Below are 14,179 nucleotides of genomic sequence, written 5' to 3'. Positions count from 1 at the left end.
TCGCTTTGCTCAGACGGCCGGACGCGCAAGGCGGCCGGCCATCACTCCCACCGCCAGGCGGGAGTGCCGAGCAAGGCTTACTGGAGCTTCTTGGCCTTTTCGAAGGCTTCGTCGATCGAGCCGACCATGTAGAACGCCTGCTCGGGCAGGTGATCGCACTCGCCGTCCACCAGCATCTTGAAGCCGCGGATGGTTTCCTTCAGCGGCACGTACTTGCCCGGCGAACCCGTGAACACTTCCGCCACGTGGAACGGCTGCGACAGGAAACGCTGGATCTTGCGAGCGCGGTTCACTGCCAGCTTGTCTTCCGGCGACAGTTCGTCCATGCCCAGAATCGCGATGATGTCGCGCAGTTCCTTGTAGCGCTGCAGGGTCTGCTGAACGCGGCGGGCCACTTCGTAGTGTTCCGTGCCGACAACCTGCGGGTCCAGCTGGCGCGAGGTCGAGTCCAGCGGATCCACTGCGGGGTAGATACCCAGTGCAGCGATGTCACGCGACAGCACCACGGTCGAATCCAGGTGCAGGAAGGTGGTAGCAGGCGACGGGTCGGTCAAGTCATCCGCAGGCACGTACACGGCCTGGATCGACGTGATCGAGCCGGTCTTGGTCGACGTAATGCGTTCCTGCAGCTTGCCCATTTCTTCAGCCAGCGTCGGCTGGTAGCCCACGGCCGAAGGCATACGGCCCAGCAGTGCGGACACTTCGGTACCGGCCAGCGTGTAGCGGTAGATGTTGTCCACGAAGAACAGGATGTCACGGCCTTCGTCACGGAAGCGCTCGGCCATGGTCAGGCCGGTCAGCGCCACGCGCAGACGGTTGCCCGGCGGCTCGTTCATCTGGCCGAACACCATGGCCACCTTGTCGAGCACGTTCGAGTCCTTCATTTCGTGGTAGAAGTCGTTCCCTTCACGGGTACGCTCGCCCACGCCGGCAAACACCGACAGACCGCTGTGCTGCTTGGCGATGTTGTTGATGAGCTCCATCATGTTGACGGTCTTGCCCACGCCCGCACCACCGAACAGGCCAACCTTGCCGCCCTTGGCGAACGGGCAGACCAGGTCGATCACCTTGATGCCGGTTTCCAGCAGGTCAACCGAGGGCGACAGCTCGTCGAACTTCGGGGCCTTCTGGTGAATCGCGCGCAGCTCGTCCGAGGCGATCGGGCCGGCTTCGTCGATCGGGCGACCCAGCACGTCCATGATGCGGCCCAGCGTGCCGTGACCAACCGGCACCGAAATCGGGGCGCCGGTGCTCTTCACTTCCATGCCGCGGCGCAGACCGTCCGACGAGCCCAGGGCGATGGTACGCACCACGCCGTCACCGAGCTGTTGCTGGACTTCGAAGGTCAGGCCCTTTTCGGCGAACGAGGCGTCGCCGGACTCTTCCAGCACGAGCGCGTCGTACACCTTCGGCATTGCGTCACGGGGGAACTCGATGTCCACCACGGCGCCAATACACTGCACAATATTTCCGATACTCATTTCGTATCTCCGATAGCTTGAATTCTTGACGCCTTAGACCGCAGCTGCACCGCTGACGATTTCCGACAGTTCCTTGGTAATCGCGGCCTGACGGGTCTTGTTGTAGACCAGTTGCAGTTCGCCGATCACGTTCTTGGCGTTGTCGGACGCAGCCTTCATGGCCACCATGCGCGCCGATTGCTCGGACGCCATGTTCTCGGCCACGGCCTGGTACACCAGCGCCTCGACGTAGCGGACCAGCAGCTCTTCCACTACGGTCTGGGCGTCGGGCTCGTAGATGTAATCCCACGAGTAGGCGCGCTTTTCATCTTCGGTCTGGGACAGCATGTCGGCGGAGAGCGGCAGCAGCTGCTCAACCATCGGTTCCTGCTTCATCGTGTTGATGAACTTGGTGTACGCCAGGTACACCGCATCGACCTCACCATTGGTGAATGCGTCGAGCTGGACCTTGATCGCGCCGATCAGCTTTTCCAGATGCGGGGTGTCACCGAGGTGCACCACGTGCGAAATCACCTTGGCACCGACGCGGCCCAGGAACTGCATGCCCTTGGTACCGATGGCGGTCGCTTGCACGTCCACGCCGCGGCCCTGCAGGGTCTTCAGTTCATTGGTGACGGCGCGCAACACGTTCGTGTTCAGGCCGCCGCACAGCCCCTTGTCGGTCGTGACCACGATCATGCCGACGCGCTTGACTTCGCGCTCCTGCATGAAGGGATGCTTGAACTCGGGGTTGGCCGCAGCCAGGTGCGCCGCGATGTTGCGCACCTTCTCGGCGTAGGGACGGGCATGGCGCATCCGCTCCTGCGCCTTGCGCATCTTGGACGCGGCGACCATCTCCATCGCCTTGGTGATCTTGCGCGTGTTCTGCACGCTCTTGATCTTGGTTCGAATCTCTTTCGTTCCGGCCATATCTTCCTCTCCATCCGAACTACCGCCGCGCCGGCGTGAGCCAGGCGCGGCGGTAGTGTCGTGGAATCACGCGGTTAGAACGCGGCGGACTTCTTGAAATCCTCGACAGCGGCACGCAGGGCGGGTTCATCTTCCTTCGAGAGCTGCTTGGTCTCTTCGATGCGGTTGATGAGGTCGGCGTACTTGGTCTTCAGATGGTCGTGCAGGCCCTTCTCGAACGGCAGAATGTCCTTCACTTCCACGTTGTCGAGGAAGCCGTTGTTGGCGGCGAACAGCGACGCGGCCAGCTGCCACACCTGCAGCGGCTGGTATTGCGGCTGCTTGAGCAGTTCGGTCACGCGGCGGCCGCGCTCGAGCTGCTTGCGGGTGGCGTCGTCCAGGTCCGAAGCGAACTGCGCGAACGCAGCCAGTTCACGGTACTGGGCCAGGTCGGTACGGATACCGCCGGACAGGCTCTTCACCACCTTGGTCTGAGCGGCACCACCGACGCGCGACACCGAGATACCGGCGTTGATGGCGGGGCGGATACCGGCGTTGAACAGGTCGGTTTCCAGGAAGATCTGGCCGTCCGTGATCGAGATCACGTTGGTCGGCACGAACGCGGACACGTCGCCGGCCTGCGTTTCGATCACCGGCAGTGCGGTCAGCGAACCGGTCTTGCCCTTGACGGCACCGTTGGTGAACTTCTCGACGTAGTCGGCGTTCACGCGGGCAGCACGCTCCAGCAGGCGCGAGTGCAGGTAGAACACGTCACCCGGGTAGGCTTCGCGGCCCGGCGGGCGGCGCAGCAGCAGCGACACCTGGCGGTAGGCCCAGGCTTGCTTGGTCAGGTCGTCATAGACGATCAGCGCGTCTTCACCGCGGTCGCGGAAGTACTCGCCCATCGTGCAGCCGGCGTACGGTGCCAGGTACTGCATGGCGGCCGAGTCCGAAGCGGCGGCGGCCACGACGACGGTGTATTCCATCGCGCCGTGCTCTTCCAGCTTGCGCACCACGTTGGCGATCGTCGAAGCCTTCTGGCCGACTGCCACGTACACGCAGAAGACACCCTTGCCCTTCTGGTTGATGATGGCGTCGACAGCGACGGCGGTCTTGCCGGTCTGGCGGTCGCCAATGATCAGCTCACGCTGGCCACGGCCGATCGGCACCATCGCGTCGATCGACTTCAGACCGGTCTGCACCGGCTGGCTCACCGACTGACGCGCGATCACGCCCGGGGCGACCTTCTCGATCACGTCCGTTTCCTTGGCGTTGATCGGGCCCTTGCCGTCGATCGGCTGGCCCAGCGTGTTGACCACGCGGCCCAGCAGCTCCTTGCCGACCGGCACTTCCAGAATGCGGCCGGTGCACTTGACCGTGTCGCCTTCGGAAATGTGTTCGTACTCACCCAGCACCACGGCGCCGACGGAGTCGCGCTCGAGGTTCAGCGCGAGGCCGAAGGTGTTGCCGGGGAATTCCAGCATCTCGCCCTGCATCACGCCGGACAGGCCGTGCACGCGGCAGATACCATCGGTCACGGAGATCACCGTGCCGGTGTTGCGCACTTCAGCTTCAGCGCCAAGGCCCGAGATGCGGGTCTTGATCAGCTCGCTGATTTCTGAGGGGTTCAGTTGCATCACAATGCTCCTAATTCTTCAATCCGTCGGCCGGTGCGGTCAGGCGGTCAGCGCCACTTGCATGGCTGCCAGGCGCGCGCGCACGGAGGTGTCGAGCACTTCGTCGCCAACCTTGACGCTGACGCCGCCGATCAGGGACGGGTCCACCGCCACCTTCGCGAGCAGCTTACGGCCGAACTTGCGTTCGAGTGCGGCGAGCAGGTCGTTCAGCTGCGCATCTTCCAGCGGAAAGGCGCTGGTGATTTCAACGTCGGACGACCCTTCGCGGGCGTTCTTGAGCGCATGGAACTGTTCGGCGATTTCCGGCATCACCGTGAGGCGGTTGTTGTCCACCAGCAGCGTGACGAAGCGGCGCGCTTCCTCGTTGACCGGGGACTTCAGCACCGACAGGAACAGTTCAGCCAGCTTCTCGCCGGGAACGTTCGGATCGCCGGCGATCGCCTTCATGTCGGGATTGGCGGCAACCTGCCCCATTTCCGACACCAGCTCGGACCATGCACCCAGGTTGCCTGCGCTCGACTCACTGGCGACGCGGAACAGCGCCTCAGCGTAGGGACGGGCAATGGTTGCGGTTTCTGCCATGATTAGAGCTCAGCCTTGAGTTGATTGAGCAGGTCGGCGTGGACCTGCGCGTTCACTTCACGCTTGAGGATCTGCTCGGCACCCTTGACGGCCAGCACGGCGACCTGGTCACGCAGGGATTCGCGCGCGCGGGTAACCTGCTGTTCGGCTTCGGCCTTGGCCTGGGCAATGATGCGTGCGGCTTCTGCCTGGGCGTTCTGCTTGATCTCGTCGGCCGTGAGCTGGGCGCGCTTCTCGGCGTCAGCGACGCGTTGGGCACCCTCGGTGCGGGCTTCGGCCATAGCCTGGTCCACACGCTTGTTGGCGAGTTCGAGCTCGGCCTTGCCCTTCTCGGCAGCGGCGAGGCCATCGGCGATCTTCTTTGCGCGTTCGTCGAGCGCCTTCACCAGCGGCGGCCAAATGAATTTGGCAACAACCCACCACAGGATGAAGAACACGACCATCTGCGCAAAAAACGTTGCGTTCAGATTCATGGTGTGTTCCTTTCGGTAATCAAACTACAGATAAATGCACAAAAGGCGGCCAGGCTGGTGGCCCGCGCCGCCCGTCAGCATCATGCAGACCGAAAAGAATTACTGGATGACAGCCAGCAGCGGGTTGGCGAAGGCGAACAGCATTGCAACACCCACGCCGATCAGGAATGCCGCGTCGATCAGGCCAGCCAGCAGGAACATCTTGGTTTGCAGCGGGTTCATCAGCTCGGGCTGACGTGCGCAGGCTTCGATGTACTTGCCGCCCATCAGGGCGATACCCAGGCAGGCGCCGATAGCGCCCAGGCCGATGATGATGCCGATACCGATGGCGGTCAGACCCTGGATGTTGGCGAGAAATTCTTGCATGACGACTCCTTTAATTTAGAGAGACTTAGAACCAAAAAACCAAAAAACCAAAAACCGGAAATCAGTGGTGATCGTGAGCCTGGCCGATGTACACCAGCGTCAGCATCATGAAAATGAAGGCCTGGAGCAGGACGATCAGGATGTGGAAGATCGCCCAGACCGCACCGGCCACCACGTGACCGACAAAGCCCAGCGCGGACAGGTCAGCGCCGAACGTCCAGATGGAACCCAGCAGCGCGATCAGCAGGAACACGAGTTCGCCGGCGTACATGTTGCCGAACAGTCGCATGCCGAGCGAGACGGCCTTGGCCAGGAATTCGATCAGGTTCAGGACCAGGTTGAACGGGGCCAGGTACCACTTGGCGCCGAACGGGGCCGAGAACAGTTCGTGCATGAAGCCGCCCGCGCCCTTGATCTTGAAGCTGTAGTAGATCATCAGCACCAGCACGGCGCAGGACATGCCCAGCGTGCCGTTCAGGTCGGCAGTGGCCACCGCGCGGTGGTGGGGGATGTGCAGGTGGAAGATGCCGAGGACTTGATTCAGGCCGTTGACCCAGTCCACCGGGATCAGGTCGATCGCGTTCATCATGGTGATCCAGCAGAACACCATCAGTGCCAGCGGCGCGATCCACGAACGGTCGCCGTGGATGATGCCCTTGGCCTGGTCATCGACCATCTCGACGATCATCTCGACGAAGGCCTGGAAGCGGCCTGGCACGCCGGCGGTGACGCGGCGCGCGGCAGCGTACAGGAACAGCACGGCGATGGTGCCGCACAGGACCGACCAGAACACCGTGTCGTAGTTGATCACGGAGAAATCGACCACCGACGCTTGCTTGCCGCCGACCGAGTTCAAGTTCTGCAAGTGTTCGGCGATATAGCCGGAGGGTGTCAGCGCGTGTTCGGCGCCTTGGGTAGCATCAGACATGTCGATACGAACGGTATATTGCGAAATCTTCAGGCCGCGCGCCGCCAACTCTCTGGCCAACGCCCGGTACGCGTCTTGCATCGCCTTCGGCGGATTCGCCGGTCACCGCGATGCAAGCGGGGTCCAACCTTGGCCGTGCCCGGTGTCACCACTGTGAAACCGTCACGGGAAAATCTTGATATTCCGTCTTGGTGCCCCACTTGGGAGGGAAGCACCGTCTTCGTGCGGCAGGCCTAGCGCACCACCAGGGCCACCACCCAATATGTCTTCAGCGCCAGCAGGAACGTGACCAGCATCGGCACCCATCGCAGATCGCGGTACACCACCACCACCAGCACCATCAGTGCCACCGTGGCAAAGACCTTGATCGCCTCGCCCAGCACCAGTCCGCCCAGCGACGCCCGGTCACGCGCCAGCCACAGCCGGAAGGCGAAGAACCCGCTCGGCACGAAGCACACCATGCCGCCGAACAACGCCGACCACCCGTACGGCCCCGCCTCTTTCGCGAACAGCGCCCAGCACAGTGCCGAGAGCAGGGTAACCATCACCTGCGCCAGGACAACCTTGCCCGGGGTCATGCGCGAAGGGCGCAGCGCGCGCTCGCCAAACAGCGTTTCCGCCTCGGCGCGCGTCAGCGGATCGACCGCCTCTTCCTCACGTTCCGCGCCTTCTTTCCAGTCGTCCCAGTCATCATCCTGACCGGACCCGGCGCCTCGCTTCTGACGGTCTCGAACCACTACCTGCTCGCCTTATTCCAGGCCGGAACTTTTCGGCCCGGCCAGAATTCAAACCGCACGATTTTAAGGGGAACTACTGATTCGAGTCAATCTGCTTACATTTAGCTTGCAGTGCGTTGCGCACAACCGTTGGCATCACGATTGCATGATGGCTTCGCAAAAATTGCGTGGCAATGATGCATGACGTAATTGGATTGCGCAGCCCCACGCCCTGCATGATGGTGGATTGACAGGCCTGCTTGAGGTATACCGGTAATCGAACCGAGCACTGCGGCTTGCACGCAACAGTCGTCGCAACCGTGGCCGTTAATCGCACCGAATCAGGTGCCGAATCCCGTACCCCTCAACCTTTTCTGACCAGTCAGGCAACCCGCTGCCCGTCGTTCGATTCGCGCAGCCGCATCAGCACGCCCTCGAGCGCGTCATTGTCGTTGAAGTGGATGGTGAGCTGGCCCTTGCCGCGCGCACCCAGCCGGATCTGCACCGCCAGCCCCAGCGCATCCGACAGCTCTTCTTCCAGCCGCGCCACGTCGCGAACATTATTGGCGCCCTTCTGCCTGACTGACTTCAGGTCGAACGGCTTGAGCGTGGACGCCACGAGCTTTTCGGTCTCGCGCACCGACAGCCGCTTGTTGACGATCTGGTTGGCCAGCGTGATCTGGTTGGCACCGTCCACCGCCAGCAGCGCACGCGCGTGGCCCATGTCGAGGTCGCCCGCCATCAGCATGGTCTGCACCGGCGCGGCCAGGTTCAGCAGCCGCAGCAGGTTGGACACCGCGCTACGCGAGCGGCCTACCGACTCAGCCGCCTGCTCGTGCGTAAACTTGAATTCACGGATCAGGCGCATGATGCCCTGCGCCTCTTCCAGCGGATTCAGGTCTTCGCGCTGGATGTTCTCGATCAGCGCCATCGCGGCCGCGGCCTCGTCGGCCACGTCCTTGACGAGCACCGGCACCTTGTCGAGCCCGGCAAGCTTCGAGGCGCGGAAGCGGCGTTCGCCGGCAATGATCTCGTAGCGGCCCGGCTCGGCCACCCGGCGCACCAGGATCGGCTGCATCAGCCCCTGCGCGCGGATGCTGGCGGCCAGCTCCTGCAGCGCCCCCTCGTCCATGCGCGTACGCGGCTGGTACTTGCCCGGCTGCAGCTGGTCCAGGCGCAGCACCGTGGGCGCCCCCTCCTGCTTGACCGATTCCACGATTTCGGCCGGACCGCCCAGCAGCGCTTCGAGGCCGCGGCCCAGTCCCTTTTTCTTTACCGTGCTGCTCATGCTCACCCTCCCCTTCAGCCAAGCTGCCTGACGCGAGCGATCATCTCGGCGCCGAAGTCCAGGTACGCCTTGGCCCCCTTGGACGACGGATCGAACGCCACGCCCGGCATGCCATAAGACGGTGCCTCGGCCAGGCGCACATTGCGCGGGATCAGGGTCTTGAAGACCTTTTCGCCGAAGTGCGATTCAAGCTGTGCCGACACTTGCTGCTGCAGCGTTACGCGCGGGTCGAACATGACCCGCAGCAGGCCGATCACCTGCAGCTCGCGGTTGAGGTTGGCGTGCACCTGCTTGATGGTGTTGACCAGATCCGACAGGCCTTCCAGCGCAAAGTACTCGCACTGCATCGGCACGATTACGCCGTGTGCCGCGCACAGGCCGTTCAGCGTCAGCAGCGACAGCGACGGGGGGCAGTCGATCAGGACGAAGTCATACTGGTCGTTGACTTCCTCGATGGCCTGCCGCAGCCGGCGTTCGCGCTGGTCCAGTTCGACCAGTTCGACTTCAGCGCCGGCCAGCTCGCGGTTGGCGGGCAGCACATCGTACCTGCCGGTCTCAGAGCGCTGGCGTGCCTGCGTAATGCTGGCCAGGCCCACCAGCACCTGGTACACGCTGTGTTCCAGCGCCTGCTTGTCGATGCCAGAACCCATCGAGGCATTACCCTGCGGGTCCAGGTCGACCAGCAGCACGCGCTGGTCCTGCGCGGCCAGGCCGGCGGCGAGGTTGACCGTGGTGGTGGTCTTGCCTACCCCGCCCTTCTGGTTTGCGATCACGAATACCTTGGCCATAAGCTTCTGCGGCTCCTGCTTCAATTCATCCGGCCAGCCCGGGGGCTGGCAGTTCGCGGCTCCGGCATCGCGGCGCCGCGGCGTAGGTCCTGCTTCGCGCCTCTCAGCGCCGCGACAACACCACCAGGTGGCGCTCGGCGTCCAGTCCCGGCACGGTCAGGCGCGGCACGTCGTCGACCTGCCATTGCGCCATCAGGCCGGCCGCTTCCATGCGGTCGAGCTCGGCCTGTGGATAAACACCCTTCATCGCGATCAGCTTGCCGTGCGGTGCCAGCAAGTGGCCGGACAGGCTGACGAAATCGGTCAGCTCGGCGAATGCACGCGAGGTGATCACGGCAAAGCCATCGGCATCGTCGAGCTTTTCCACCGGGCCCCAGTGCGCGGCGGCATTGGTCAACCCGAGCTGCGCCCGGCACTGCGTCAGGAAGGCGGTCTTTTTCTGCACGATATCGACCATCAACACCGACACATCGGGGCACGCGATCGCCAGCGGCAGGCCAGGCATGCCGCCGCCCGAGCCCACGTCCAGCACCCTGCCCCGTGCCGGCGTGCCGATCTCTGCGGCACGCGCGGCTTCGGCCAGCGCTGGCACCGCGGCGAGCGAATCCAGCATGTGATGGGTAAGCATCTCATCGGGATGACGGATGGCGGTCAGGTTGTAGACGCCATTCCACTTGCGCAGCAGCGCCAGATAGGCGAACAGGGTGTCGATCTGTGCCGGCGCCAGCGCCAGCCCGATCTCTTCGAGGCCGGCTTCGAGGCGACGACGCTGCGCGGCGTCGTCGGTCATGGTGTGTCGCGGACCGGCCACTCAGGCTGCCTCTTGCGAGTTGCCCGCCGGGCCTGCCGGCGTATCCGAGCCCGTACCCGACTCAGCGCGGGTGCGCCCCATTCCCTTCTTCTTCAGGTGCACCAGCAGCAGCGAGATCGCCGCCGGCGTCACGCCGGAAATGCGCGAAGCCTGGCCCAGCGTCTCGGGACGATGCTGGTTCAGCTTCTGGCTGACTTCGAAACCAAGGCCGCGCACTTCGGTGTAGTCGAGCCCCTCGGGAAGGCGCATCGACTCGTTGGCTTCCAGCTTGTCGACCTCGGCCGCCTGGCGCGCGATATAGCCGTGGTACTTGATACCGATCTCGATCTGCTCACGGATCTGCTCGGCCAGCATCGGGTCGGCGTCCAGCGGCGCCTCGGGCGCAAGGCGGCCGCCCTGCAGTGCCATCAGCGACTCATAACGGACTTCCGGGCGGCGCAGCAGGTCGGCCAAGCTGTACTCACGCTCGATCGGCTTACCCAGCAGCGGGACGGCATCTTCTGCAGGCAGCATCGCCGGATTGACCCAGGTGCTCTTCAGGCGTTCTGTTTCACGTGAAACAGCATCGCGCTTGCGGTTGAAGGCATCCCAGCGCGCATCGTCGACCACGCCAAGCTCGCGTCCGACTTCGGTCAGGCGCATATCGGCGTTGTCTTCACGCAGGCTTAGACGGAATTCCGCACGGCTGGTGAACATCCGGTACGGCTCGGTCACGCCACGGGTGATCAGGTCGTCGACCAGCACGCCCAGGTAAGCCTGGTCGCGGCGGGGCGTCCACGGATCACGTTCGCGCACATGGCAGCCGGCGTTGATACCCGCCAGCAGGCCCTGGGCGGCGGCCTCTTCATAACCGGTGGTGCCATTGATCTGGCCGGCAAAGAACAGACCGCGGATAGCTTTGCTTTCCAGCGAGGCTTTCAGGCCGCGCGGATCAAAGTAGTCGTACTCGATCGCATAGCCGGGGCGCAGGATGTGCGCGTTTTCCAGCCCGCGGATCGAATGCACCAGCTCAAGCTGCACGTCGAACGGCAGGCTGGTCGAGATCCCGTTCGGGTAGAACTCGTTGGTGGTCAGGCCTTCGGGCTCCAGGAAGATCTGGTGGCTTTCCTTGCTGGCAAAGCGATGGATCTTGTCCTCGATGCTCGGGCAGTAGCGCGGCCCTACCCCTTCGATCACACCGGTGTACATCGGCGAGCGGTCGAGCCCGCCCCGGATGATGTCGTGGGTACGGCTGTTGGTATGGGTGATCCAGCACGGCAACTGCTGTGGATGCTGCTCCGGGCGGCCCAGGAATGAGAATACCGGTACCGGATCCAGGTCGCCAGGCTGCTCTTCCATCACCGAAAAGTCGATGGTACGGCCGTCGATGCGCGGCGGCGTGCCGGTCTTCAGCCTGCCCTGCGGCAGCTTCAGGTCCTTCAAACGCGCCGACAGCGACACCGCAGCCGGGTCGCCGGCACGGCCGCCGGTGTAGTTATCCAGTCCGACGTGGATCTTGCCGTCCAGGAAGGTACCGGCGGTCAGCACCACTGCGCGGGCGCGGAAGGCAATGCCGACCTGCGTCATCGCGCCGACCACGCGGTCGCCCTCCACCATCAGGTCATCCACCGCCTGCTGGAACAGCATCAGGTTCGGCTGGTTCTCCAGCCGGGTGCGGATCGCCTTGCGGTACAGCACGCGGTCCGCCTGCGCGCGCGTTGCGCGCACGGCCGGCCCCTTGCTGGAGTTCAGGATGCGGAACTGAATGCCGGCCTCGTCGGTGGCAGCAGCCATGGCGCCGCCCATGGCATCCACTTCCTTGACCAGGTGCCCCTTGCCGATGCCCCCGATGGACGGATTGCAGCTCATCTGGCCCAACGTCTCGATGTTATGGGTCAGCAGCAGCGTCTGGCAACCCATCCGGGCGGCCGCGAGTGCAGCTTCAGTGCCGGCGTGGCCGCCGCCGACGACGATGACATCGAACTCTATTGGGTAAAGCATGGGACACCTCCTCCGGGAGGCTGGCGGGGAAAATTCAGGGATGCGGAATTATAGCGGCAATCGAGTGACCGCTTTTCGACGACAACCATGTTTCACGTGAAACATGACTGCAGCGATACCTGCGAGTCGCTCCGAAACCACGTCCTGTTCCACGTGAAACAAAATGGCCGGGCATATGGCCCGGCCGTATGTTTCACGTGGAACAAGCGCCTCAGAGTTGGGCGCGGATATATGCCGCAACCTCCCCCGTCAGGCGGCCCAGGTCATGCTGCAACGAGTCGAAGCCGGCATTGCGCTCCCGGGTCACTTCATCCATATACAGCGGGCGCCTGATCTCGATCTGCAGGCTGTTGCGGCGTTCCGCCGGCCGCCCGATCTGGGCGATCAGTTGCACGCCCTTGTAGGGGTCGTTGCGCGCCACGGTGTAGCCCATGCCGCGCAACTCGCGCTCGACCAGCTCCACCAGTCCCGGCTCGCAGGTCGTGCCGTCGCGATCGCCCAGTACGAAGTCCGCCAGCGGGTGCGGGCTCTCGATCTTCAGGCGCTCGTAGGCGTTGTTCGGCATCGAGTGCAGGTTAAGGTGCCAGACCGCGCCAAACCGCTGGTAAGCGCCCTCCACTGCCCCGGCCAGCGCCGCATGGTATGGCCGGTAGTAGCGCTCGATCCGGGCCTGCACTTCCGCTACCGGCAGGCGCCGGTCGTAGATCGGCGTGCTGGCATCCATCCGGCTCCAGATCAGGCCATAGCCGAGCCGCGTCTTCGGTCCCGGAGCCAGCGCCGAGGGCCAGCGGCCGTCGAGCTGATCGGGATCGATATCATCCGCCATCCGGTTCGGGTCGATATAGACGCGCGGGAACGTCGCCGCCAGCAGCGTGCCGCCGGCCGCGGGGACGGCCTCCCACAACGCGTCGACGTGCGTGTCCTCACCGCCGCGCAGCCGTGCCGGAGGCACCGCCGCGCCGAAGTCGGCGGGGTATACGGTGCCGCTATGCGGCGAGTCGCACACCAAAGGCAGCCCCTCCCCTTCCGGCAGCCGCACAATGACCGGCGGCAGCGCGGTCTGGCTGGTGCTCTGCTCGGTGCTCTGGTTGGTCGCTTCAGCCATGCATCAATCCAGCTTGATGTCCGCCGCCTTGGCCACGCGCGCATAACGCGCCATCGCCTGCTGGATCTGCGCCTTGAACTGCTCCGGCGTAGTCGGCACCAGCGTGCCGCCCGACTCTTCCACTTTGCGCTTGAAATCGGGGTTCTGCATGGCCTTGTGGATCGCCTGGTTCAGCCTGGTTACGATCGCGGGCGGTGTATTCGCCGGCGCGACGATGCCGAACCAGCCGCCGTCGCCCATGTCCTTGAAGCCGAGCTCGGCATAGGTCGGCACGCCGGGAAGCTGGGCCGAACGCGATGCACCCAGCACCGCGAGCGCGCGCAGCTTGCCCGATTTCACGTGGGGCAGCGTCGACGACAGGTTGTCGGTGATGGCATTGACCTGCCCCGCTACCGCGTCGTTCAGCGCCACGCCCGCGCCCTTGTACGGCACGTGCAGCAGGTCGATCTTGGCCAGCATCATGAAGTTTTCGATATTGACGTGGCCCAGCGACCCCGCGCCTGGCGAGGCGAAGCTGTACTTGCCGGGGTGGGCCTTGGCCAGCGCAACGAACTCCTGCATGGTTTTGGCAGGCACGCTGGGGTGCACCGCGAACACGCTGGGAATCGCCACCACATTGGTGACCGGGGCGAAGTCCTTGATCGGGTCGTACTTCAGCCTGGGGTATACGGCCGGGTTGGAGCCGTGCGTGCTGACCGTGGCCATGCCGATGGTGTAGCCGTCCGGCGCGGCGTGCGCCACCTGCTCCATGCCCAGCGAGCCGCCGGCACCGCCCTTGTTCTCGACCACGATCGACTGGCCCAGCTCGCGGCCGGCGAACTCGGCCACCAGGCGCGCCGACAGATCGGTCGAGCCGCCGGCGGCAAATGGCACGATCAGGCGGATCGGCTTAGTCGGGTAGTTGGCCTGCGCCGAAGCGCCACCGGCAAATGCCAGCGTGGCAGCGGCTGCGGCACCGCGCAGCACGAGCTGGCGGCGAGTCATCCTGGCTCGGATCATGGGGTTTTCTCCTGTTGGTTTTGTGCAATGAACCGAACGAGTGTCGGCCGTTTACCGGGTCGGCACAAACGACTATATTGCACGTTTGCATTACCAAAGCTCATCCTGCTGGCCCCCCCAGGCCCCGCCCCGAAAGC

Annotated in this window: 14 protein-coding genes; all 14 read right to left on the bottom strand. The window is 64.2% G+C overall.

The window, feature by feature from the left end; translation table 11 throughout:
- Positions 1-77: 77 nt before the first annotated feature.
- Positions 78-1,481 carry a F0F1 ATP synthase subunit beta gene (gene atpD / locus AB1I47_RS05070; protein WP_354682682.1) on the bottom strand — a complete coding sequence of 468 codons (1,404 nt, stop codon included), beginning with the start codon at positions 1,479-1,481 and terminating at the stop codon, positions 78-80.
- 33 nt (positions 1,482-1,514) lie between these two features.
- The gene (gene atpG / locus AB1I47_RS05065; protein WP_354682681.1) at positions 1,515-2,390 is read right to left on the bottom strand and encodes a F0F1 ATP synthase subunit gamma; all 876 of its coding nucleotides are present in this window, start codon (positions 2,388-2,390) and stop codon (positions 1,515-1,517) included.
- A gap of 74 nt (positions 2,391-2,464) precedes the next feature.
- The gene (gene atpA / locus AB1I47_RS05060) at positions 2,465-4,006 is read right to left on the bottom strand and encodes a F0F1 ATP synthase subunit alpha (RefSeq protein ID WP_354682680.1); all 1,542 of its coding nucleotides are present in this window, start codon (positions 4,004-4,006) and stop codon (positions 2,465-2,467) included.
- 39 nt (positions 4,007-4,045) lie between these two features.
- A complete protein-coding gene (locus AB1I47_RS05055; protein WP_354682679.1) occupies positions 4,046-4,588 on the bottom strand; it encodes a F0F1 ATP synthase subunit delta in 543 nt (180 codons plus the stop codon).
- Positions 4,589-4,590: 2 nt separating this feature from the next.
- Positions 4,591-5,061 (bottom strand): F0F1 ATP synthase subunit B, encoded by a 471-nt coding sequence (locus AB1I47_RS05050; RefSeq protein WP_008650161.1) that lies wholly within the window; start codon positions 5,059-5,061, stop codon positions 4,591-4,593.
- Positions 5,062-5,160: 99 nt separating this feature from the next.
- Positions 5,161-5,427 (bottom strand): F0F1 ATP synthase subunit C, encoded by a 267-nt coding sequence (gene atpE, locus AB1I47_RS05045; RefSeq protein WP_006579745.1) that lies wholly within the window; start codon positions 5,425-5,427, stop codon positions 5,161-5,163.
- A gap of 61 nt (positions 5,428-5,488) precedes the next feature.
- Positions 5,489-6,355 (bottom strand): F0F1 ATP synthase subunit A, encoded by an 867-nt coding sequence (gene atpB / locus AB1I47_RS05040; RefSeq protein WP_354682678.1) that lies wholly within the window; start codon positions 6,353-6,355, stop codon positions 5,489-5,491.
- A 233-nt stretch (positions 6,356-6,588) separates the two neighbouring features.
- A complete protein-coding gene (locus tag AB1I47_RS05035) occupies positions 6,589-7,092 on the bottom strand; it encodes an ATP synthase subunit I (RefSeq protein ID WP_354682677.1) in 504 nt (167 codons plus the stop codon).
- Between the two features lie 361 nt (positions 7,093-7,453).
- Positions 7,454-8,359 carry a ParB/RepB/Spo0J family partition protein gene (locus AB1I47_RS05030; protein ID WP_354682676.1) on the bottom strand — a complete coding sequence of 302 codons (906 nt, stop codon included), beginning with the start codon at positions 8,357-8,359 and terminating at the stop codon, positions 7,454-7,456.
- Positions 8,360-8,373: 14 nt separating this feature from the next.
- Entirely contained in the window at positions 8,374-9,147 is a 774-nt protein-coding gene (locus AB1I47_RS05025; RefSeq protein ID WP_354682675.1) for a ParA family protein, read from the bottom strand.
- Between the two features lie 103 nt (positions 9,148-9,250).
- Positions 9,251-9,937 carry a 16S rRNA (guanine(527)-N(7))-methyltransferase RsmG gene (gene rsmG, locus AB1I47_RS05020; protein ID WP_354682674.1) on the bottom strand — a complete coding sequence of 229 codons (687 nt, stop codon included), beginning with the start codon at positions 9,935-9,937 and terminating at the stop codon, positions 9,251-9,253.
- A gap of 21 nt (positions 9,938-9,958) precedes the next feature.
- A complete protein-coding gene (mnmG, locus tag AB1I47_RS05015) occupies positions 9,959-11,938 on the bottom strand; it encodes a tRNA uridine-5-carboxymethylaminomethyl(34) synthesis enzyme MnmG (RefSeq protein ID WP_354682673.1) in 1,980 nt (659 codons plus the stop codon).
- A gap of 211 nt (positions 11,939-12,149) precedes the next feature.
- Complete coding sequence (locus AB1I47_RS05010; protein ID WP_354682672.1) at positions 12,150-13,043, bottom strand: N-formylglutamate amidohydrolase; 894 nt, start codon at positions 13,041-13,043, stop codon at positions 12,150-12,152.
- A 3-nt stretch (positions 13,044-13,046) separates the two neighbouring features.
- Positions 13,047-14,042, bottom strand: coding sequence for a tripartite tricarboxylate transporter substrate binding protein BugE (locus AB1I47_RS05005; RefSeq protein ID WP_354682671.1), 996 nt, complete (start codon positions 14,040-14,042; stop codon positions 13,047-13,049).
- Between the last annotated feature and the right edge of the window lie 137 nt (positions 14,043-14,179).

Origin of the sequence: Cupriavidus necator, from assembly GCF_040578825.1 — a bacterium.
Taxonomy (GTDB): Bacteria; Pseudomonadota; Gammaproteobacteria; order Burkholderiales; family Burkholderiaceae; genus Cupriavidus; species Cupriavidus necator_E.
Note: the sequence above shows the minus strand (reverse complement) of the source record. Positions and strands in the feature narration are given on the sequence as shown.

Excerpts from the sequence above, each read along its gene's own strand:
- atpD (WP_354682682.1), bottom strand. The coding sequence starts at position 1,481 with ATGAGTATCGGAAATATTGTGCAGTGTATTGGCGCCGTGGTGGACATC.
- atpG (WP_354682681.1), bottom strand. The coding sequence starts at position 2,390 with ATGGCCGGAACGAAAGAGATTCGAACCAAGATCAAGAGCGTGCAGAAC.
- atpA (WP_354682680.1), bottom strand. The coding sequence starts at position 4,006 with ATGCAACTGAACCCCTCAGAAATCAGCGAGCTGATCAAGACCCGCATC.
- AB1I47_RS05055 (WP_354682679.1), bottom strand. The coding sequence starts at position 4,588 with ATGGCAGAAACCGCAACCATTGCCCGTCCCTACGCTGAGGCGCTGTTC.
- AB1I47_RS05050 (WP_008650161.1), bottom strand. The coding sequence starts at position 5,061 with ATGAATCTGAACGCAACGTTTTTTGCGCAGATGGTCGTGTTCTTCATC.
- atpE (WP_006579745.1), bottom strand. The coding sequence starts at position 5,427 with ATGCAAGAATTTCTCGCCAACATCCAGGGTCTGACCGCCATCGGTATC.
- atpB (WP_354682678.1), bottom strand. The coding sequence starts at position 6,355 with ATGTCTGATGCTACCCAAGGCGCCGAACACGCGCTGACACCCTCCGGC.
- AB1I47_RS05030 (WP_354682676.1), bottom strand. The coding sequence starts at position 8,359 with ATGAGCAGCACGGTAAAGAAAAAGGGACTGGGCCGCGGCCTCGAAGCG.
- AB1I47_RS05025 (WP_354682675.1), bottom strand. The coding sequence starts at position 9,147 with ATGGCCAAGGTATTCGTGATCGCAAACCAGAAGGGCGGGGTAGGCAAG.
- rsmG (WP_354682674.1), bottom strand. The coding sequence starts at position 9,937 with ATGACCGACGACGCCGCGCAGCGTCGTCGCCTCGAAGCCGGCCTCGAA.
- mnmG (WP_354682673.1), bottom strand. The coding sequence starts at position 11,938 with ATGCTTTACCCAATAGAGTTCGATGTCATCGTCGTCGGCGGCGGCCAC.
- AB1I47_RS05010 (WP_354682672.1), bottom strand. The coding sequence starts at position 13,043 with ATGGCTGAAGCGACCAACCAGAGCACCGAGCAGAGCACCAGCCAGACC.
- AB1I47_RS05005 (WP_354682671.1), bottom strand. The coding sequence starts at position 14,042 with ATGATCCGAGCCAGGATGACTCGCCGCCAGCTCGTGCTGCGCGGTGCC.